The organism is Microcoleus sp. FACHB-68, assembly GCF_014695715.1.
Classification (GTDB): domain Bacteria; phylum Cyanobacteriota; class Cyanobacteriia; order Cyanobacteriales; family Oscillatoriaceae; genus FACHB-68.
Map to the genome: position 1 here is coordinate 172,715 of NZ_JACJOT010000017.1, position 20,441 is coordinate 193,155.

Sequence of the window (20,441 nt, forward strand, 5' to 3'; positions counted from 1 at the left end):
GCCCGTGCGGTGAAAGCAAAATTCCTGATCTAGAGTGGATTTAGCCGTATTAAAGAGTGATTTTATTGATTTTTGTTTATGATTGGGGAAACCTAACTGAGGGGTATGACCCCTCACCCCATGAAGGTCATCAGAAACGATGACCGTACAGTTCTGGATTGAGCAACTCCAAGAGCTGAGGTAGCAAGGGAAAAATAAGGTAGAAAATAGCACATAGGTAAAAAATATGGCGGGAAATAGCGCACACGTCAAACGGTTGCTGCAAACGAAACAATGTCAGGGGGGCGATCTGAGCGAGGCAAACTTGGCTCAATTGAATTTGAGTGGTGCTGACCTCAGCGGTGCTAAGTTAATGTTTGCCAACCTGCATGGGGCCAATCTTAATAGTGCGAACTTGAGCGGTGCCGATCTCTGTTTTGCGAACCTCGTAGCAGCCGATCTAACGAATGCCGATCTCAGGGGGATCGATGGCAAAGGACTAAATTTGTTAGATGCCAAACTCCCTCGTGCTAATTTCAGCGGTGCTGATTTGGGGTTTTCCACATTTGTTAACAGCAATTTGCACGAAGCCAATCTCAGCGGTGCAGACTTGGATGGTGCCAATATGATAGGAGCCAAACTCAATAGTGCTAACCTCAGCGGTACTGACTTGGGAGGTGCCAATTTAGGTCATGCTGAGCTGATAGGGGCTAATCTGTCGAATGCTAACTTGAGTGATGCTCGGTTGGTGGGTGCTGACTTGAGTGATGCGAATTTGAGTGGGGCGAACTTAAGTAGCGCCAATTTGTTGAATGCGAATTTAAGTGGGGCGAATCTGAGTGGGGCGAATCTGAGTGGGGCGAATCTGGCGAACGCGCAACTAGAGGGTGCGATAGGACTCTACATGGACACTCAAGTTGGGACTCGCCGGCATGACACCCAGAGGTCAGGCACGCCCCAGTCAAGCCCAGCTTATGTTACTTTTTCCCAGCCTGGGGCATATCGCTCAGATTCGCCAACTTTAGGATTGCCACATCCGGGATTGCCTTAGGGAATGGGGCATGGGGAATGGGGCATGGGGCATGGGTCAAGGCTTCGCCAACCTAAAGGTAGGGGCATGGGGCATGGGGCATGGGGCATGGGTCAAGGCTTCGCCAACCTAAAGGTAGGGGAATGGGGCATGGGGCATGGGGCTATACCAATTCTGTGTGGATAGCCCGTTTTTAGGTTAGGTGCAGCACCGGCTTTCTTTGCCCACAGCCTGAGACTAAAGCCACCCTTTAAGTCTGTGTCCGACTCAGGACTGAGGACTCAGGACTTGAGAAAACACTCGTTCAAGGGTTTGCAGGGCGCTGTCTACTTCCTGGGAACTAAGAATCAGTGGGGGGACAAAGCGCAGAACTTTGGGACCGGCTGGCACCAGCAGCAAGCCTTCATCCATCGCCGCTTTAACAACCGCAGGAGACGTTAGCTCGATGTCTGCTTTCAGTTCCATGCCGTTAATTAAACCCCAGCCGCGCACCTCAGTAACCAGGTGAGGGTATTTCGCGGCTAGCGCCTGCAAGCCGGCTCGCAGTTGCTCACCCCGCGCCACAGCGTTAGCCAGCAGGTTCTCCCGTTCTATTGTCTGGCAGACAGCGAGCGCAACAGCACAAGCAAAGGGATTGCCGCCAAAGGTACTGGCGTGATCTCCGGGTTGGAAGACATCGCAGAAGGACTTGCACAACATTGCACCAATGGGAATACCCCCGCCTAATCCCTTGGCAGAGGTAAAGATATCTGGCTCAATGCCGAGATTTTCGTAACCCCACAGCTTGCCGGTGCGTCCCATTCCGACTTGCACTTCATCTAAAATCAGCAGGATGCCCTTTTCATCGCAAATTTCCCGAATTCGCTGGAAATAAGCAACTTCTCCCGGACGCACGCCGCCTTCTCCCTGTAAAGCTTCTAGGAGAATCGCCGCAACCCGCCGTTCGCCGCTATCGAGTTCTGCAATTACCGCCTCTAGTGCCTCAATATCGTTGTAAGGCACATATTGAAAACCGGGCATCAAGGGATCAAAATTTTTCTGATACTTGGGTTGACCCGTTGCCGTAATTGTCGCCAGCGTCCGTCCGTGGAAACTGGCATGAGCGGTTAAAATCACCGGCTCTTTAATATTTAAAACCGTATGCGCGTATTTTCGGGCCAGTTTAATCGCCCCTTCATTCGCTTCCGCGCCGGAGTTACAGAAAAATGCCCGATCCGCACAGGAATGATCAACCAGCCATTGCGCCAGTTGACCTTGCACGGGAATGTAGTAAAGATTGGAAACATGGTGCAGCGTTTGAATCTGCTGGGTTACGGCTTCCACCATTGCTGGGTGGGCGTGTCCCAAAGTACAAGTGGCAATGCCGGCAACAAAATCGAGATATTCGCGCCCTTGCGTGTCCCAAACCCGACAACCGACCCCTCGCTCTAAGGCTAGGGAAAATCGGGCGTATGTGGTCATCACATAGCTGTCAAAGTTCTCTGGGCTAAATGGGCTAGACTCTGCCACTCCAGATGTCTGCTCAATAAGAGTTTCTACGCTCACAACTGGTTCCTCTAATCCTGAATTTTCAAACAGCTGAGTTGAACTAGACTCGATTGTAGGTCAGCCCTGCTGCTATTTTGCCGGCTTTATAGAATCTGAAATTGTATTAAACACAACAATCTGTCTGGGCCGCTATCAGGTCGGGACTGGAATAAGCTACAACTATCAAGGGCAAAAGACTTTGTATTTTGGATAGAGTTGTAGCCGATTTAGGAAATGCCAAGAAATCAAGACAAAGGCAAGTGAGTGTTTGAAAAGTTGTCCTGATGCAGAAACTCTAGAATTTAAATAATTAAAAGCTGGTGTATACGACTCTCGAACAAAAATATCGACGCATCCAAAAAGAACTGCTTGGGGGGACGATCGCCTTCGCCGGCGTTCTGCTCATCGGCACGTTATGGTACTGGCTGGTCGAAAAATGGCCTTGGCCAGATGCCGCTTACATGACCGTGATCACCTTAGCAACGGTTGGGTTTGGAGAAATTTACCCCCTCGGAGATCGCGGGCGGCTGTTTACCATCGCGTTGATTTTGATGGGGCTGATCAACATCGGCTATATTGTTAACCGATTTACAGAAGCCTTGATTCAAGGCTACTTTCAGGAAGGCATTCGATTAAGGCAAAAAAAACGCTTGATAGACTCTTTATCTGAGCATTACATCCTCTGCGGGTTCGGTCGCACGGGCCGGCAAATTGCCTATGAATTTAAGGCAGAAGGCATTGATTTTGTAACGATTGATTCCGATTCCGAACAGATTTTAGAAGCTCAACAGCTAGGTTACACGGCCTTTCAAGGCGATGCGACGTTAGATGCCACCCTGCTTAAGGTTGGCGTTGAAAAGGCTGTCTGCTTAGTGGCGGCGCTGCCGTCTGATGCGGAAAATCTTTATACGGTTCTGTCTGCAAAAACACTCAATCCTAAAGTTAGGGCGATCGCTCGCGCTAGTACAGAAGAAGCGGTTCAAAAGCTGCAACGTGGCGGTGCAGATGCAGTTGTCTCGCCCTATATCACCGGCGGCAGGCGCATGGCAGCAGCGGCACTGAGACCCCAGGTTATGGACTTTGTGGATGGAATTATTGCCGGCGCGGATCGGGCTTTTTATCTAGAAGAGTTCTTGATCGACCCGGAAACTTGTCCTTGTGTGGGCCAATCTTTGAGAGAGGCTAAACTTCGTTCTCAGTCTGGGGCATTAGTTCTTGCTGTTCGCCGCGCTGATGGTACGCTCATAGGCGGCCCAACTGCTGATACCCAGTTAATACCGGGAGATTTGCTCATCTGCATGGGGACAGCTGAGCAACTGCGCCAACTCAATCAAATTCTTGGCCCGATTCGCTCGAAGGCGCTTCGCCGGCCTAAACAGGCACCGTGATGAGGGCCGCGTTAAGTGGGAGGTAAAATTGGGTGGGAATCTGCCTCAGATATTCTCCCCATCTCCCCCTATTCTCGCGTTCACTGACGCTGATCAAATCTCAGGACAGCTTTAAGGCATTCACCGGCACCTCATCCCAAGAACTGACCGTCCGCAATCTTGCCATCCAACCGCTTGCTTTTTGGCTTTCAGTTAAATTCTGATCGAATGACTCGTGGCATTCCTTGGCTTGAGACTCATTGGCGCAGGCAATGCAAGCGAATAGCATACCCGAAGGATCGATTTGTTCGTTTACCCAGATAGTCATGGTAACCCCCTATTCCTCGATCATTTGCTTTTAATGCTAAGCAGTTATACTTATTTTTTACCAAAAACTTACAAGTTATAGCAAGGCAAACTTACCATTATTTACAATTCATACTTAAATGCTGTGTAAATCGTTACATTTCACTTCCCAATTTTATAAAATTTACTTATTTTCTTTCAAACTAATCATGTAAACCTTAACTTTCAAGGGTGGAAAAGCTTTGATAGTAATCAGTTTAAACTATATCCCACCTTAAGCAACATCAAGTAATTTAACAGAAAAATTTTTATAACTTATTTTCTCCTAATTTTCCAACACGTACTTACTTGCGGATTTGTTTAAAGAGTCAGTGAAAGCCGGCCATTCAGCCAATTCTTCCCCTGAATGACCTTGAGAATTTTACTCCACTTCTCCTCAGCTATACCCGCAAGCATGGGCAGTGTAGCAGGAGAATGGGATAAGGTAAAATACATGGGCAAATTGCCCGTGAGTGTCATCAACTCAATTTGATGAAATTGTTGTAATCGTTTAAAGTTTGCTTTTCATAAGCTTCTCGCTGCTGAGCTTCCTTTTCTCCATATAAGAAGGAAAGAAGGACAAAACGACGACCGGCTGTTACATCTGTTGCTTCGTGCATGAGTGTGCAAGAGAAAATCACAGCGCTTCCTGTCTCAGGCTTGTAAAGATGAGGGCCATATTCAGGAAATCTTAAATATCCTCCTTCATACTCATCCGCATTTAAATTTAGCGTCATCGCAAAGCGCCGGTGTGCAGTTCCTCCCGTCGTATTATCGCGGTGAGGTCTGAAAAAACCACCGCGACTTGCATCGTAGCAGGCTATGCGGTAATCTTCACGCCGGCTCACTTCAAAATTAAAAGCTTTGTAAATTTCAGGGAAAATTCGCCGTTTTAAAATTCGATCCAAAACTGTTAGCCGTTCGGTTTTTTGGATAAAGTGATCTCGTCGAATTTTATGGTTGTAATTGATCACTCCTATTGTCTTGTCACCTTGCCGGCGCATTGAACCTGATTCTTCATTACCTTCTGTTTCCCAAATATACATCAGTTCACGACAGAGCTTTAGATCCAGCACATTGGGAATTAACAAAACCGGCGCTTGCATCGTGAGGTGGCGAGGTTCTTCTCGCGGAAATACTGTCTTAATGTCTTTCAATATTTCTCCCATAGCCGGCTGCAAATCTACAAGAGGATAAATTTTGACGACTCGCAGATTGATATCTAGGAGAAAGGCAATCCGATTGTAAGTAAGAATTGAGCTATCATTCGCATCGGCTGGATAGCAAACTCCATACTGCTGGCTAATTTCGTTGTTAAAGTCAAAAAGAAGCGGATAGGGAATATTGTGTTGTTTCGCAAATACCTGACGCGACGGAGGAGGATTTGAGCTAATTGCAAATATCTGTACATCCAGCTCTTTAAAAGTTGGCATGACATCTCTAAACGCACAAGCAATATCCCGGCAGCCTGGAATATCGTCATTTGCGTAAAATATCAGAAGTGAAGGTTTCCCCACCCCATCTCTTAAAACTACTATGCTTTCATCTTGATTTTCTAAAGCAAAAAGAGGGGCATGATCTCCAACACTTATAGTTCTTGTTGAGTCTAGCATTGTTATTTGTGCTGGCTAAGAAAATTCAGGGCAATTATTGTGCTGCATTTGAACTGTTATACATAATAACAAAGCTTAGTTATCCAAAAATAATGTTTTTTCAAAATTTTAAATAAAATTATTTTTTAAAAAAAGCTTAAACGTTGCTTTTTTGTCTGGCGATTATTTTTCGATAAAATTTCAATAATTTACGTTTGGGACGCTAAGTTAAGGATAGAATCACCGGCAACGCGACAAATTCGCCAGTCTGGCAATACAGAAGCGCCCAAATTCTGATAAAAATTAATCGCCGGCTCGTTCCAAATCGCAACTGTCCATTCCAACCTCCCGCAATCGCGAATAACAGCTTGTTGAGCCAAATAAGTTAATATCGCTTTCCCGATACCTTTCTGCCGATATTCTGGGAAAATGAAGAGGTCTTCGATATAAATTCCCGGTTTTGTTAAAAAAGTGGAATAGTTATAAAAAAATAAAGCAAAGCCAACCACTTGATCTGCGTGTTCTGCAATAATTGCTTCAGCATAGGGCCGCAAACCGAACAGGTGTTCTGAGAGACTGCCGGCATTTCCTGTGAATGTGTGCGATTGCTGATCAAACTCAGCTTTTGCTTGAATTAATTGAAATAAGACAGGTACATCTGCCGGCACAGATGAACGCAAAATTGCCGATGAGTTTCCTGCTGCCAGTTGAGTGAGAGATTCGCCACTGACTCGGCAAATCCGGCTATTTTCTCGAATTGAAGCACCCATGCGCCGGTAAAAAGCAATTGCCGGCTCATTCCAATCTAAAACACTCCAATCCAGCCGGCCACAACCCCGCGTAATTGCCAACTGCGCCAGGTAAGACAGCAGCGCTTTGCCAATACCTTGATTGCGATATTCTGGGAGAACAAATAGATCTTCTAAATAAATTCCCGGCTTGGTAAGAAAAGTCGAATAATTGTGGAAAAACAAAGCAAATCCCACAGCTTGACCCGCATATTCTGCGAGAATTGCTTCAGCATAAGGACGCGTGCCAAAAAGGTGAGCTTCCAGAGACTCAGGCGTGCCGGTGACAGCGTGAGATAACTTCTCATACTCAGCCAAAGCCTGAATTAGCTGAAAGATTGCCGGCATATCAGCCGGGGTTGCCGGTCGTAAATTGAGAGCAGGATTCATGAGCAATCGTTCGCAGTTGATGGTTTAAGGTTCATGGCAGTATAACAATCAACCAGGAACCCTGAACAGGAGAAAATTCTATCGCAGCCAACTTTTTAAGCGTTTTGCAACATTCGGCAACCGAAGTTTCCGCATGGCTCTAGCTTGAATTTGACGCACCCGCTCACAGGATAAGTCGAACAGCCGGCTCACCTCATCTAAGGTGCGGGGTTCACCATTCATCAATCCATAACGTAAAGCAATAATCTCTTGTTCCCGCTGCGTCAGCACCTCGCCTAAAACCTCCCACACATCCTGCCGGCGCATTCTTTCACTCACTTGCGCTTCAGGTGATGGCGTCTGAGCATCTTCCAGCACATCCATCAATTCTGTAGACTCTTCCTGACCAATTTGGTGGTTAAGAGAGAGTGATTGCATTCGCAACTGTTGCAGTTGTTGTAACTTTTCTGGAGAAATTTCTAAAGCTTTTGTTAGTTCCGCTTCTGTCGGATTGCGATGCAGCGTTCCCTTAAGTTCGCGCATCGCGTATTTAAGTTTATTAAGCTGTTCAACAATATGAATGGGCAAACGAATTGTTCGAGAATTATTAGCGAGGTTTCGGGTAATTCCCTGACGAATCCACCAATAAGCATAGGTAGAAAACTTATAACCTTTATCGGGATCGAACTTTTCCGCCGCCCGATTTAGTCCTAAAGCGCCTTCCTGAATCAAATCCTGAAACGGCACTCCCCGATTGAGATATCGCTTAGCCAGGGAGACAACTAACCTTAAATTCGAGCGAATCATCTTCTGTTTCGCACTACGGCAGCGATGGAGCCGGTATTGTAGCTGGGTTTCACTTAACCCGACCTCTGCTGCTAATTCTGCCGGCGTTGGTGCGCGATCTAATTGATTTGCTAATTTTTCCTGTAGCGCTTCTAGGGCAACTAATTCTTGAACGGAACGCGCTAGCGTCGCCTCTTCCTCCTGCGTCAGGAGTGGGTAGCGGCCCATTTCCTTAAAAAATGCGCCGATTGAATCATCTGTAGCCGTTTTGTAATAACCGGATGAAGGTTTAGTCGCTGTCATTTCAGCCACTTCGCTTTCCTCCTACTAATGGTAATTGAGCTTAGAAGCTTCCTGCCGGCGCTGTTTTTAGCTTAATTGTTTTAAAACTTCTTTCAGTTCACCATCGGCACCGCGCCGCAAAAGCAGTTGGGTCTAGTTAATTGGGATTCCCCTTGTAATGATAACATACGCATCGTTTATGCTTTGTTGGGGGATTGGGCATGGGGCATGGGGCATGGGGGATTGGGCAAGGCTGCGCCAACCTAAAGGTATGGGCATGGGACTCAGGACTCAGGACTCAGGACTCAAGATAAAGTAAAGAGGGTCTAGCTTAGGGTTGAGTTTTCTGTGCGCCATGCAATGCTCACTTCACACTTCACTGTTGCGCTATGTATAAATATAAATGTGATTTTGATGTCATCACCGGCATCGTCGCGGAACCAGGGGAATCTTATCGAGCCGGCACAGCGCAACAGCAGTGGATAGAAGTTCTAGTAGATTGTCCCGGTGCCCAAGGACTTTTTACTTACCGGCTGCCGGCAGGTTTAGAAATCCAACCTGGAGATATTTTAACGGTTCCCTTTGGCTCACAAAGCCTTGGCGCGATCGCTGTGCGATTCGTTGATCACCTACCGGCTGATTTAACACCCGATCAAATTCGAGAAGTCGAGGATGTCGTCAGCACCGGCTTCTTCCCCATCACTTATTGGCAACTCCTCGAACAAGTTGCAAATTACTACTACACTCCCCTGATTCAAGTCATTCGCGCCGCCCTGCCTCCAGGTTTGCTAGGGCGAGCACAGCGCCGCATTCGCCTCAGCAGAACACAATTACCCAATCCATCGGCAACTGAAGCCTTCCTCTCACCCGTTGCCCGTCAGATTCTAGAATTACTGCAAGCCTCAAAAACCGGCGATTATACATGGCAGTATATCCAGCGCCAAATCAGAGGTGCCAACCGAGGACTGCGAGAATTATTGAAACGGGGTTGGGTGGAAAGCTACTTAGAACCTCCCACCCAGGCTAAACCCAAGCAACAGCAAGCCGTAACTCTGGTGACAGAGACTTTTCCCACCGATCTCACTGCGCGGCAGCGGGAAGTTTTAGAAGTGCTGAGGCGTCGTGGTGGCGAATTATCGGTGACTGAATTGCTGCAAACGTGCAGTACCAGTTCATCTACCATCAAGAAGCTAGAGGAAAAAGGCTGCGTTGTGATTCAACTGCGCGAAGTGTTGCGAATCCCCGTCGAGCCGGCGCAACCAGCAGACCAACCCAAAGAATTGACAGATCATCAAAGATGTGCAGTCGAAGCAATTGCCGGCATAAATGGATTCGCTCAAGTTTTGTTGCATGGCGTCACCGGCTCAGGCAAAACAGAAGTTTACCTACAAGCAATCGCGCCGGTTTTGCAACGCGGTGAATCCGCCCTCGTGCTTGTCCCCGAAATTGGCCTTACGCCCCAACTCACTGACCGATTCCGGGCACGATTTGGCCAGAAAGTTTGTGTTTATCACAGCGCCCTTTCTGATGGGGAGAGATACGACACCTGGCGACAAATGCTCACCGGCACCCCTCAAGTCGTCATCGGCACCCGTTCTGCGATTTTTGCGCCGTTGCCCCAAATCGGACTAATCGTCTTAGATGAAGAGTACGATTCCAGTTTCAAACAAGATCAGCCGGCACCTACCTACCACGCTCGAACCGTCGCCCAATGGCGAGCAGAACTCACTAACTGCCCCTTAATATTAGGTTCTGCCACGCCTGCTTTAGAGACTTGGATAGAGGTAAAAGGGAAAGAGGGAGAGAATGCCCCATGCCCCATGCCCCATTCCCCATCCCCCACCCACTATTTATCTTTACCAGAGCGTGTCCACTCGCGCCCAATGCCGCCGGTGGAAGTGGTGGATATGCGCCTAGAATTGCGTGCCGGCAATCGTTCCATTTTTAGCCGGTCGCTTCAAGACGCTTTGAGCCGGCTTCAGGCAACAGGTGAGCAAGGCATCCTATTCATTCACCGGCGAGGACACAGCACCTTCGTTTCTTGCCGCAGCTGCGGGTATGTGATTGAGTGCCCAAACTGTGACGTGTCTCTGTCTTATCACTACACCCATGAAGGTGCGGCAGAAGTGTTGCGCTGTCACTACTGCAACTATGGACAACTGCACCCGGAACGATGTCCAGAATGCAGTTCACCTTACCTAAAAAACTTCGGCAGTGGCACTCAGCGGGTTGAGGAAGAATTAGGCAAGCAGTTTCCCCAATTGCGCGTGATTCGGTTTGATAGCGATACCACGCGCACGAAGGGCGCACACCGCAACCTATTAACCCGATTTGCCAACCGGGAAGCTGATCTTTTAGTGGGGACGCAAATGCTCACAAAAGGCTTGGATCTGCCACAGGTGACGTTAGTGGGGGTTGTGGCGGCTGATGGGTTGCTAAATTTGGCGGATTTTCGGGCAGCGGAAAGGGCGGTGCAAACGCTGATGCAAGTAGCCGGTCGTGCCGGCAGAGGGGACGATCCAGGGCGCGTGATTGTTCAAACCTACTCGCCCGAACATCCAGCCCTCACAGCGGTGCGCCGGCATGATTATGAGCAGTTTATTGCGGCGGAATTGGAACAACGGGCGGCGCTGAATTACCCACCCTACGGGCGTTTGATTTTGTTGCGATTAAGTGGTGCGGATGAGGCGGAAGTTGAGGCAACTGCTGAGCGTTTGGTTTCTGTATTGCAGCCGGCATCCGAAGTTCCTGTTTTTGAAATTTTAGGGCCGGCACCGGCACCGATCATGCGGGTGGCGAATCGCTATCGGTGGCATATTTTGCTAAAGTTTCCCCTTGATCTGCCGTTTGATCTGCCGGCTTTCGAGAGTTTACGCGCCGTTTGTCCAGGTTCGGTTAGTTTAACAATTGATGTTGACCCGTTAAATTTAGGGTAAGTTCATCTCAAATGAATTTCTGAGGAAAGCCTAACAAAAAATGAGAGGACAAGCTTCCTTACCTCTCACTTTTTGCTTCTCACTTTTACCCGATTTGAGCGTCAGGGAAAGTGCGCTTGAATTCGTCAATTAAATCATCCATTTCTTCAAGCGCCTGGTTAACATCGATTCGCAGGGTTCCCAAGTCTGGTTTTTCTAGAAGTCGCAGCAGCACTTCCCGTTGGCTCTCGATTTTGGCCATCCGCTCTTGCAATGTTTGTCGATCCATGATATATTTCCTTGTTATGCTTTTCGCTTCAACGAGCGTTTTTAGGGTCAGAGCGCACCGGCAGTGCTTTCCAAACGCCTTGGCTGAGGGAAATTGACCCACAGGCATTTAGAAAACGTGCTCTCGTGTTCTTAACTAGAAGAAATTATTTTAGCAACAGTTGAGTAGTAATGAATTTACGTGGGCGCTTAACGCATGAAAGGAGGGCGTTTGCTATCTGCCGGTTTATTCTTGATCATTTCAGCTAGAAAGCGTTTGAGCGCTTTTTCGCGATTTTTCATAAAAGCTGCCCAGAACCCCGGTTGAAACTCATCCATCGTTTTCGCTAGCGCCCACACATCCACTGCCAAGATGTTGTACAGCATTTCGTCTTCTCGCTTGAGAGATTTGAGTTCATCGATTAAGGCGCTTTTTCCAGAGGCTTCGCCATTTTGGTCTTTAATCATGTCAAATACTCAGTTAAACAGCAATTATAGAAGCCGGCGATAGAGCGAGTTGATCTCGGATCTACCTTGATAATACTGGTTGTCTCTGTGGCTGTCGTTAGGTTTTTATACGACATTAAATTCCGTGATATTGCCGAGTTCGCTCCCTTTGTGGCAGAGAAATGCCGGTGAAAACACGTAAAGCCGGCATTATTTGATGGGCTAGGGTGAACCCTCACTCAGGCAAAAAGTTCGCGTTCGTTAATAGATGCCAATAACAGAGGCTCATTTAATGTTCCACCTACTCGCGCATCTTTAATGCCCCCAAAAGGCGACAATAATGGCTGAAGTAATTGTAAATTAAACCATCTGACAGATATGTTACGTCAAACGTCTTTGGGAAGCTTGGGTTTATGGATTGGCGGGTTCCTCACCATTGTTGGCTTCGGTGCCTATTTTTCTGACAATGCCACATTAAATTTAGCCGGCTTTTTTTATGGAATTCCCCTCCTGTTGGGAGGCTTAGCGCTGAAAGCCTCAGAACTCAAGCCAGTTCCTTTCACTCAGCCAACTGCGGCAAACGTCGAGACACTGCGGGAGAATTTTGCCACCCCAATTCAAAATCAGATTCGCAAAGACGTGACTCGATATCGTTACGGTCAACAAGCCCATCTTGATGATACGCTTGAGCGTTTAGGACTTAGCGCCACCGACGAGGAACGTCCTCTGCTACAGGGCTTAAGGGAAGCCGAGGTTGCCGGTAGCTACGCTTTAATTTTAGAATTTGACTCGCCGTTCGTTTCCTTAGAAACTTGGCAGCAAAAACAGGAGAAAATTGAGAAATTCTTCGGCCCTGGCATCCGAGTGGAATTGACCCAGCCATCTGAAAAGTATATTGACCTTGCTTTAATTGCCACTGCCAAGGAAAAACAGATGTAGATTCACAAAGGTGAGAAGTATGGATTCACCTTAGTGATAACGCAAGGTAAACCATTAAATTTTTCACCCTTGTCCTTTCTTCTGGCATTAAAGCAATTCCCCAGCCTAGAGGGAGAAGCATGAGCAGATAACTATTGGCTTTATCCCCTCTTTTAGGCGCTCATGCTATGCCCCAACAAGGAACTACAAACGGCTGGGGTTCGCTTTTACATTACTTTTCTAGACGAACTGCATACCACTGCAAAAATTCTCCAGGGCCAACATCTAACTCACAGCTGGTGTCTAGCAAATACTCGGCTTGCGTATCCACAGACGTAAACTTCTGTAGATCCCGTGGCAGTTCGTGCTGACGCTGGGACAAGATTTTTTTAAGCTTATCTAAAAGTTCCTCAGGAGTCAGAAACTTTTCGGGTTGGTTCGTTTCTAAAACCACAAAATGGTCTTCTTGAAACAGTAAAGGATTTGACATCTTGACCACTTGATTGTGCGTATATGAAAGGATGAGTTAATGGCGAGTGAACGTACAACTCTAGCACCGGCAGCCACCACGATTCCGTAACGGATGATGCCGGCACTCGGCGCTCAGCCTTACTAAACTTTAGATTGTATATTCAATTCAAAATCAGAGCTACAGCACATGGCCCCAAGGGGGTGCCGGCTGACACTGATTGCTCAGCCGGCGCACACCCACCTAAGCGCTTTGTCCAATTCTCCACAGAGGCATCAGCGAGAATAAAAGCGCAGATCCTTAAAAACACCCTTTTGTTTGGGATAACTAAAGAATAGGACTTCTTTTGGCAAAGTAAGCCTTAAGTGTGGCTGCGTAACAGGGAACTCGATTGTGGAATTAATAAAGACCTTTTTTGCAAACAACTTTCTTCCTCAAGGTGATTGCTACCTGTGGAATAGCGGACTGGTATGGCTGCACGTGCTTTCACAATTGCTGATCGCCCTGTCCTATTACGCAATTCCGCTGTTGCTCGTTTATTTTATCCGCAAGCGACAGGATGCGCCGTTTCGATGGATCTTCTTGCTCATCGGCAGTTTTATCCTTGCCGGTGGCACCACCCATCTAATATCAGTTTGGGTACTTTGGCACCCAGATTACTGGATTGCAGCTTTCATCAACGCGATCACCGCAGCCATATCGTTGCTGACAGCAGCATTGCTTGTGCCATTAATGCCCAAAGCTTTAGCCCTTTCCAGCCCGATCCAGCTTGAGTTAGTTAACAAAACCCTGCAAAAAGAAGTCAGCGAACGCCGGCAAGCAGAAGAACGCATTCGCACCCTTAACGCTCAATTAGAAGAACGGGTGACAGAACGCACAGTCGAGTTAGAGACAGCCAACGAGCAATTAATCAAAGAAATCCAAGAAAAACAGCGAGCTGAAGCAGCACGGCAAGAAAGTGAATCCACGCTTCGCACGGTTGTCACCAACGCCCCGATTATTCTGTATGCCTTAGATAATAACGGCGTGATCGCGCTTTCAGAAGGAAAGGGGCTGGAATCGTTGGGACTTAGCTCTGGCGAACTCGTCGGCCATTCTATCTTTGAGATATACCGCAATCAGCCGGAAATTTTGGCCCATCTTCAGCGCGTTTTGCAGGGCGAAGAAGGCACTTGGATTTCAGCAGTCCAGACGCCTCAAGGCACGTCTGTACATTATGAAAATCGAGCGACGCCGGTGGGCGATCTCGGCCAGGGATTGATCTGGATCGCCACAGATATCACCGAAAGTAAACAAGCGGAGGCAGCACTTCGAGAAAGTGAATCCACGCTTCGCAGTTTCTTTGATAGTGCCACCATGATGATGGGCATTGTCGAGTTGCGGGATGATGACATCCTCCATATTTCTGATAATGCAGCAACGGCTGAGTTTTTCGGCCTGACTTCAGAAACAATGCGTAACCGGCTAGCAACCGAAATGGGGGCATCAAAAGAGTATGTGCGCCTGTGGATTAGCTACTATCGACAAAGCCAGCACAATGGCTGTCCAGTCCGCTTTGAATATACGCACAATACGGGTATCAGCAGCAGGTGGTTGTCTGCAACAGTTTGCTCCATCCCCACAGCAGCCGGTGGTCAAGAACGGTTCTCTTATGTTGTTGAGGACGTTACCGAACGCAAGCAGGCAGAGGAAGATCGGGATCGGTTTTTCACCCTCTCTGTGGATATGCTTGGCGTGGCTGGGTTTGATGGCTATTTCAAGCAGCTAAACCCAGCCTGGAAAGAAACCTTGGGTTACCCCATAGAAACCCTAAAAAGTCAACCTTATCTGGAATTTGTACATCCCGACGACCGGGAAGCCACAAAAGCTGAAAGTGAAAAACTGGCGCAAAGGTCGATCACGGTTGCTTTTGAAAATCGCTACCGCTGCAAAGATGGCTCCTACAGATGGCTGTCATGGAACGCCACTCCATTTGTAGAACAGGGGCTGATCTACGCGGTTGCTCACGACATTACCAAGCGCAAACAAGCAGAGGCGGCGCTGCGGGAGAGCGAAACCCAATACCGCTCTGTCGTTGAGAGCGTCAGAGAAGTGATTTTCCAGACAGACGCAACCGGCTTGTGGACATTTCTCAACCCGGCTTGGAGTGAAATTACAGGGTTTTCACTTGAAGAAAGCTTAGGCACTGACTTTTTAAGGTACGTTCATCCCGATGACCGGCAAAACAATAGCGAGTTATTTCAATGGCTGGTGGAAGGGAAAAAAGACGAGTGCCGGTATGAGGTGAGATACCTGACGAACGCAGAAAGTTGCCTCATTTCTTGCTCTCGATATGGGGACAATGAAGGAATTAATACATTTCGCTGGGTAGAAGTATGTGCCCGCGTCAAGCTCGATGCAGCCGGCCAGATCGTCGGTACTGGCGGCACCCTCAACGACATCACAGAGCGCCGGCAGGCAGAAGAATCATTGCGGCAGCAATTTTTGAGAGAACACTTAGTCGGAACAATTGCCCAGCGCATCCGCCAATCTTTAGACCTCGAAGAAGTGCTTAATACTGCAGTTGCAGAAGTGCGGCAATTTCTAAAAACCGATCGGACAGTCATTTACCGCTTTCTGCCAGATTGGAATGGGTTTGTAGAGGTAGAGTCGGTTGGTGAAGGTTGGAGCCAAACCTTAGGAGCTAATATCAACGACCCTTATTTTGGGGAAACTCATGTAGAACTATACAAGCACAATCGCATTGCAGCGATTGAAGATATTTATGCAGCAGAACTCAACCAAGCCCATATAGAGCTGCTTTCCCAGTATCAAGTTAGAGCCAATTTAATCGTGCCGATCTTGCAAGGCGAAAACTTATGGGGGTTATTGATCGCCCATCACTGCAATGCACCGCGCCGGTGGAGAGCGACCGAAATTGTCTTGCTCAAGCAGCTCAGCGTGCAACTAGCGATCGCCATCCAGCAGTCTACCCTCTTCGAGCAAGCGAAAATCGAACTCGCAGAGCGCAAATTAGCAGAAGAAGAACTACGGGAAAGTGAAGCGGCAATTCGAGCGCTATATACCGTGACTGCCGCCCCAGATATGAACTTTGACGGCAAAGCCCAACATTTGCTGGAAATGGGTTGCAGCCGGTTTAATCTGGAGATTGGCATTTTAGGCCGCATCCGAGAAGAATACTGTGAAGTGATTGCAGCTCGATTGCCAGAAAATACCCCGATGAAAATGCTCAAAGGAGATGCCTTTAACTTAGAGCAAACCTACTTTCGGGAAACCGCACAGGCAATTGAACCGATCTGTTTTGAGTTCGCTTCTGCCACGGAATGGCGCAATCATCCAGCCTACGCAGCGCGGCAGCTAGAAGCTTATGTGGGAGCAAAGGTGATGGTTGCCGGCTACCTTTACGGCATCCTCAGTTTCTGCAGTCCCACACCCCGTCACAACCCAGTTAAAGCCGTTGAAAAAGAACTGCTCAAACTGATGGCACAATGGATTGGCGGTGAAATTGAGCGTGACAGCGCCCAAACTGCCCTGCACCGGCAGCTGCAACGCAGCCTCCTGCTGGGAAAGGTTACGCAAGAAATTCGCCAAAGCTTAGACACGCACCAAATTTTCCAAACCACCGCTACGCTGCTAGGAAGCGCATTTGGGGTAAATCGCTGTTTAATTCACAGCTATATCGCAACGCCAACGCCCCACATCCCCTTAGTAGCTGAGTATTTAGAACCGGGTTATCAATCGTTTTTAGATTTAAATATACAAGTCCCTGTAACCGGCAACCCCCACGCAGAGCAAACGATCGCTCAGGATCGGGCAATTGCGTCCCCTGATATTTTTTCAGAACCTCTGCTGCAAGCCTGTGCCGATCTTTGCCGGCAAATGGGCATGAAATCCATGCTGGCGATTCGCACCTCCTATAAAGGAGAACCCAACGGAATCGTCGGCTTGCACCAATGCGATCGCTTCCGCCGGTGGGGACAAGATGAAATTGAGCTGCTTGAAGCTGTCGCCGCTCAAGTCGGTATTGCCTTAGCGCAAGCTCAATTGCTGGAGCAAGAAACCCAGCAGCGACAGCAGCTTGCCGAGCATAATTTAGCTTTAGAGCAAGCCAAACAAGCAGCGGATGCCGCCAACCGGGCTAAAAGTGAGTTTTTGGCCATGATGAGCCACGAAATCAGAACCCCCATGAATGCTGTGATCGGCATGACCGGCTTGATGCTCGATACCCAGCTAAGTCTTGAACAGCAAGACTTTGTGGAAACCATCCGTACCAGTGGTGAAGCGTTGCTCAGCATTATTAACGATATTCTCGATTTTTCTAAAATCGAGTCGGGCAAGCTGGATATCGAGGCTCATCCCTTTAATCTCCGTTCCTGTGTCGAGGAATCTCTGGATTTGCTGGCTCCTAGAGCGGCCCAAAAAGGTCTGGAACTTGCCTATCTAATTTCGCCACCGACGCCGGCTGTGTGTATCGGGGATGTGACTCGGCTACGCCAAATCTTGGTGAATTTGCTCAGCAACGCCGTTAAATTTACTGACAGAGGCGAAGTGGTGGTTTCGGTGACAGCCTCTGTGATTTCTTCTCCTTTGGCAGATGCCAATGAAGCGGAAGAATTAACCTACGAAATTCAATTTGCGATTACAGACACCGGCATCGGCATTCCTGAAGATCGGATGGAGCGCCTGTTTAAGCCCTTTAGCCAGGTTGATGCTTCCACCACTCGCCAGTATGGGGGCACCGGCTTGGGTTTGGTGATTTCTCAACGATTGAGTCACATGATGGGGGGGACAATGTGGATTGAAAGTCAAGTCGGTCAAGGTTCGACTTTCTATTTCACAGTCATCGCCCGATCACTAGAAAATGACTTGCCGGCGGACAATCATGATGCTTTAGTCGGCAAGCGATTGTTGATTGTGGATGATAACGCCACGAATCGGCAAATTTTAACGCTGCAAGCCCAAGCTTGGGGAATGTCCTCCTGCGGTGCCGGCTCCGGTGCGGAGGCTTTGGAGTGGCTGGCGCGAGGTGAATCGTTTGACATTGCCTTGCTGGATATGCAAATGCCATACATGGACGGCATGACTTTGGCAGCAGAAATCCGTAAGCACCCTCACTGCCAGAAATTGCCTTTGGTGATGTTTACTTCGATTGGCAAGCCAGAGCTCGCAGCCGGCCAAGACTCGGTTAATTCTGAGTTTCCCATCAATTTTGCAGCGTTTCTCAACAAGCCCCTCAAACAATCTCAGCTCTACAATGTCTTGAGCCAGATATTAGGCCAGCAGCCGATTTCCGTGCGCCCAGAGCGGCAACTGCCGCCGGTAGACTCCCAACCGGCACCCCGTCTTCCCTTGCGAATTTTGTTAGCTGAGGACAATGTAGTAAACCAAAAGGTGGCCCTACACCTGTTAGAGCGCTTGGGATATCGGGCAGATGTGGCCGGCAACGGGCTAGAAGTGCTCGAAGCGCTGCACCGGCAGCCTTACGACGTGGTGCTGATGGATGTCCATATGCCAGAGATGGATGGTTTAGAAGCCGCACGCCAAATCTGCCAACAGTGGGATGATCCGAAACAGCGACCCCAAATTATTGCCATGACTGCCAATGCCATGCAAGGTGACAGGGAAATGTGCCTGCAAGCTGGCATGGATGACTACATCAGCAAGCCTATCCGGATGCCGGTGTTGGTTGAGGCGCTGGAGAAGTGTCAGCCTAAGAATAATATTGGCGTGCGGCAGAGGAAGCGCGCGCAGGATCGGGGGAGTTTAGTTGAAGGTGAGAGAGTAAAAGAGGGAGAGGGTGAGAGAGGGGAAGCATCTCTGACAGTTCTATCTTCAGAGAAATTACCGGCAATTGAGCTTAAAGCTTTAAACGAGTTACGCCAAATGCTGGGAGAAGACAGCGCAGAAATGTTGACAATGGTGATTGATAGCTATTTGGCAGATGCGGTTGATCTGTTGCAAGCGCTGCGCCGTGCGGCTGAGCAAGGAAATGCCACCGCGCTGAACTTGCCGGCACACACGCTAAAGTCTACCAGTGCAACACTAGGCGCAACGGTTCTGGCTCAGTTGTGCAAGCAGTTAGAAACAATGGCACGCACCGGCATGATGGAAGAGGCAGCGGCTATTGTCTCTCAAGTAGAAGCAGAGTATGAAAGAGTAAAGCAAGAGTTGCGAGAAAATTTAAATTTCTAATCAGGGTTCAGGCATACTCTTGATCTGGAGAAGATTCGCAATTTCTCTGAGATTTTTTGCTCTCTGCCGCTTTTAATTACTAGCCGATTAACTTAGCTCATGAGTCTTTCAACTTTTTGATTGCTGCCAAAGAAAAAAGTTATTTCTAATTCTTCCCAGCCCCTAGTTCTTCTACAATGCTATGTTCGAGCAAATCGCCCCAAACACAATTTCCCTAGAGAACGAACCGCCTCTTGTCCTCGTGGTTGAGGATGATCGAACCACGCGAATGCTACTACGGCGAGCGATGGAAAAAGAAGGCTACCGGGTGGCAGAGGCAACTGACGGCGAGCAAGCTTTAGCCGATTACAATCACCTGCATCCGGATATTGTCCTGCTGGATGCGGTGATGCCGGTGATGGATGGTTTTACTTGCTGCCGGCACCTGCAAAGCTTGCCTGGGGGCGATCGGACGCCGCTGCTAATTATTACCAGTCTCGACGATCCGGAGTCGGTGGATCGGGCGTTTGAGGTGGGTGCGAGTGATTATGTTACCAAACCCATTCACTGGGCAGTGTTGCGTCAGCGGGTGCGGCGTCTGATTCAACAATCTCATCTTTATCAGGAATTAGAGGCGGCTAATCAAAAGTTGCGCCGGCTTGCCTCTCTCGATGGTTTAACCCAAGTCGCCAACCGGCGTTTGTTTGATGAGCGGTTTGAGAAAGAGTGGCTGCGACTGGCGCGAGAGCAGGCTTCTCTGTCGCTGATTTTATGTGACGTTGACTTTTTTAAAGCCTACAATGATACTTATGGCCATCAAGCCGGTGATGAGTGTTTGCAGCAGGTTGCCCGTACCATTACTGAGTCGGTGAGGCGTCCCGCTGATTTAGTGGCACGTTATGGAGGAGAAGAGTTTGCGGTGATTTTGCCCAACACAGAAAGTGCCGGTGCGGTGCAGGTGGCTGAATCTATCCGCAAGCGAGTGGAAGCTTTGGCAATTGTTCATGCCACTTCTACAGTTAGCAAGTACATTACCTTAAGTTTAGGCGTTGCTACCCTAATTCCCTCTTCTACTGCCTTATCCGCGACACTGATTTTAGCGGCTGATAAGGCACTTTACCAGGCTAAGGCTTCTGGGCGGGATGCGGTGGTTTTGATGCAATAGAACCCACGCTCATGTCAATTCAAG

Annotated in this window: 16 protein-coding genes and 1 pseudogene; 8 read left to right on the forward strand and 9 right to left on the reverse strand. The window is 48.5% G+C overall.

Annotation, left to right across the window (positions count from 1 at the left end):
• The first annotated feature begins 226 nt into the window (after window positions 1-226).
• Entirely contained in the window at window positions 227-1,030 is an 804-nt protein-coding gene (locus H6F73_RS23120; protein WP_190761111.1) for a pentapeptide repeat-containing protein, read from the forward strand.
• Window positions 1,031-1,033: 3 nt separating this feature from the next.
• Window positions 1,034-1,195: a hypothetical protein gene (locus H6F73_RS23125; protein WP_190761112.1), complete on the forward strand. Its 162-nt coding sequence runs from the start codon at window positions 1,034-1,036 to the stop codon at window positions 1,193-1,195.
• An 81-nt stretch (window positions 1,196-1,276) separates the two neighbouring features.
• On the opposite strand, the gene H6F73_RS23130 is transcribed toward H6F73_RS23125, so the two are convergent.
• Window positions 1,277-2,554: an acetylornithine/succinylornithine family transaminase gene (locus tag H6F73_RS23130; RefSeq protein ID WP_190761113.1), complete on the reverse strand. Its 1,278-nt coding sequence runs from the start codon at window positions 2,552-2,554 to the stop codon at window positions 1,277-1,279.
• A 302-nt stretch (window positions 2,555-2,856) separates the two neighbouring features.
• Between H6F73_RS23130 and H6F73_RS23135 the strand changes: the two genes are divergently transcribed.
• Window positions 2,857-3,924 (forward strand): NAD-binding protein, encoded by a 1,068-nt coding sequence (locus H6F73_RS23135; protein ID WP_190761114.1) that lies wholly within the window; start codon window positions 2,857-2,859, stop codon window positions 3,922-3,924.
• A gap of 100 nt (window positions 3,925-4,024) precedes the next feature.
• On the opposite strand, the gene H6F73_RS23140 is transcribed toward H6F73_RS23135, so the two are convergent.
• The 5 genes and pseudogenes from H6F73_RS23140 to H6F73_RS23155 form a co-directional block, all read right to left on the reverse strand.
• On the reverse strand, window positions 4,025-4,231 hold the full coding sequence (locus H6F73_RS23140) for a glycogen debranching protein (protein WP_190665657.1): 207 nt from the start codon (window positions 4,229-4,231) through the stop codon (window positions 4,025-4,027).
• 496 nt (window positions 4,232-4,727) lie between these two features.
• Entirely contained in the window at window positions 4,728-5,861 is a 1,134-nt protein-coding gene (locus H6F73_RS23145) for a redoxin domain-containing protein (RefSeq protein WP_190761115.1), read from the reverse strand.
• 188 nt (window positions 5,862-6,049) lie between these two features.
• Complete coding sequence (locus H6F73_RS26740; protein ID WP_242072630.1) at window positions 6,050-6,547, reverse strand: GNAT family N-acetyltransferase; 498 nt, start codon at window positions 6,545-6,547, stop codon at window positions 6,050-6,052.
• Window positions 6,539-7,018 (reverse strand): annotated as a pseudogene (locus tag H6F73_RS26745) (GNAT family N-acetyltransferase); the annotation flags it as partial. The pseudogene H6F73_RS26745 and the gene H6F73_RS26740, both read right to left, overlap by 9 nt.
• 78 nt (window positions 7,019-7,096) lie before the next feature.
• On the reverse strand, window positions 7,097-8,086 hold the full coding sequence (locus H6F73_RS23155; protein WP_190761117.1) for an RNA polymerase sigma factor, RpoD/SigA family: 990 nt from the start codon (window positions 8,084-8,086) through the stop codon (window positions 7,097-7,099).
• Window positions 8,087-8,243: 157 nt separating this feature from the next.
• Between H6F73_RS23155 and H6F73_RS23160 the strand changes: the two genes are divergently transcribed.
• Together H6F73_RS23160 and priA are read left to right on the forward strand one after the other, a co-directional pair.
• Window positions 8,244-8,384, forward strand: a complete 141-nt coding sequence (locus H6F73_RS23160; RefSeq protein ID WP_190761118.1) for a hypothetical protein — start codon at window positions 8,244-8,246, stop codon at window positions 8,382-8,384.
• 70 nt (window positions 8,385-8,454) lie between these two features.
• Window positions 8,455-11,001 (forward strand): primosomal protein N', encoded by a 2,547-nt coding sequence (gene priA / locus H6F73_RS23165; protein ID WP_190761119.1) that lies wholly within the window; start codon window positions 8,455-8,457, stop codon window positions 10,999-11,001.
• Window positions 11,002-11,086: 85 nt separating this feature from the next.
• On the opposite strand, the gene H6F73_RS23170 is transcribed toward priA, so the two are convergent.
• Together H6F73_RS23170 and H6F73_RS23175 are read right to left on the reverse strand one after the other, a co-directional pair.
• Window positions 11,087-11,269, reverse strand: coding sequence for a hypothetical protein (locus H6F73_RS23170; protein ID WP_190665653.1), 183 nt, complete (start codon window positions 11,267-11,269; stop codon window positions 11,087-11,089).
• Window positions 11,270-11,457: 188 nt separating this feature from the next.
• On the reverse strand, window positions 11,458-11,715 hold the full coding sequence (locus H6F73_RS23175; RefSeq protein ID WP_190665652.1) for a hypothetical protein: 258 nt from the start codon (window positions 11,713-11,715) through the stop codon (window positions 11,458-11,460).
• Window positions 11,716-12,072: 357 nt separating this feature from the next.
• On the opposite strand from H6F73_RS23175, the gene H6F73_RS23180 reads away from it, so the two are divergent.
• Entirely contained in the window at window positions 12,073-12,633 is a 561-nt protein-coding gene (locus H6F73_RS23180; RefSeq protein WP_190761120.1) for a DUF2854 domain-containing protein, read from the forward strand.
• Window positions 12,634-12,844: 211 nt separating this feature from the next.
• On the opposite strand, the gene H6F73_RS23185 is transcribed toward H6F73_RS23180, so the two are convergent.
• Window positions 12,845-13,102: a chlororespiratory reduction protein 7 gene (locus H6F73_RS23185; protein WP_190761121.1), complete on the reverse strand. Its 258-nt coding sequence runs from the start codon at window positions 13,100-13,102 to the stop codon at window positions 12,845-12,847.
• Between the two features lie 372 nt (window positions 13,103-13,474).
• Here H6F73_RS23185 and H6F73_RS23190 point away from each other — a divergent pair, with 372 nt between their 5' ends.
• Both H6F73_RS23190 and H6F73_RS23195 read left to right on the forward strand, forming a co-directional pair.
• On the forward strand, window positions 13,475-19,273 hold the full coding sequence (locus H6F73_RS23190; RefSeq protein ID WP_190761122.1) for a PAS domain S-box protein: 5,799 nt from the start codon (window positions 13,475-13,477) through the stop codon (window positions 19,271-19,273).
• Between the two features lie 181 nt (window positions 19,274-19,454).
• Window positions 19,455-20,417, forward strand: coding sequence for a PleD family two-component system response regulator (locus H6F73_RS23195; RefSeq protein WP_190761123.1), 963 nt, complete (start codon window positions 19,455-19,457; stop codon window positions 20,415-20,417).
• Window positions 20,418-20,441: the final 24 nt, after the last annotated feature.

What these genes read in the sequence shown, in the direction of transcription:
- H6F73_RS23120 (WP_190761111.1), top strand. Translation starts at nt 227, where the DNA reads ATGGCGGGAAATAGCGCACACGTCAAACGGTTGCTGCAAACGAAACAA.
- H6F73_RS23125 (WP_190761112.1), top strand. Translation starts at nt 1,034, where the DNA reads ATGGGGCATGGGGAATGGGGCATGGGGCATGGGTCAAGGCTTCGCCAA.
- H6F73_RS23140 (WP_190665657.1), bottom strand. Translation starts at nt 4,231, where the DNA reads ATGACTATCTGGGTAAACGAACAAATCGATCCTTCGGGTATGCTATTC.
- H6F73_RS23145 (WP_190761115.1), bottom strand. Translation starts at nt 5,861, where the DNA reads ATGCTAGACTCAACAAGAACTATAAGTGTTGGAGATCATGCCCCTCTT.
- H6F73_RS23155 (WP_190761117.1), bottom strand. Translation starts at nt 8,086, where the DNA reads ATGACAGCGACTAAACCTTCATCCGGTTATTACAAAACGGCTACAGAT.
- H6F73_RS23160 (WP_190761118.1), top strand. Translation starts at nt 8,244, where the DNA reads ATGATAACATACGCATCGTTTATGCTTTGTTGGGGGATTGGGCATGGG.
- priA (WP_190761119.1), top strand. Translation starts at nt 8,455, where the DNA reads ATGTATAAATATAAATGTGATTTTGATGTCATCACCGGCATCGTCGCG.
- H6F73_RS23170 (WP_190665653.1), bottom strand. Translation starts at nt 11,269, where the DNA reads ATGGATCGACAAACATTGCAAGAGCGGATGGCCAAAATCGAGAGCCAA.
- H6F73_RS23175 (WP_190665652.1), bottom strand. Translation starts at nt 11,715, where the DNA reads ATGATTAAAGACCAAAATGGCGAAGCCTCTGGAAAAAGCGCCTTAATC.
- H6F73_RS23180 (WP_190761120.1), top strand. Translation starts at nt 12,073, where the DNA reads ATGTTACGTCAAACGTCTTTGGGAAGCTTGGGTTTATGGATTGGCGGG.
- H6F73_RS23185 (WP_190761121.1), bottom strand. Translation starts at nt 13,102, where the DNA reads ATGTCAAATCCTTTACTGTTTCAAGAAGACCATTTTGTGGTTTTAGAA.
- H6F73_RS23195 (WP_190761123.1), top strand. Translation starts at nt 19,455, where the DNA reads ATGTTCGAGCAAATCGCCCCAAACACAATTTCCCTAGAGAACGAACCG.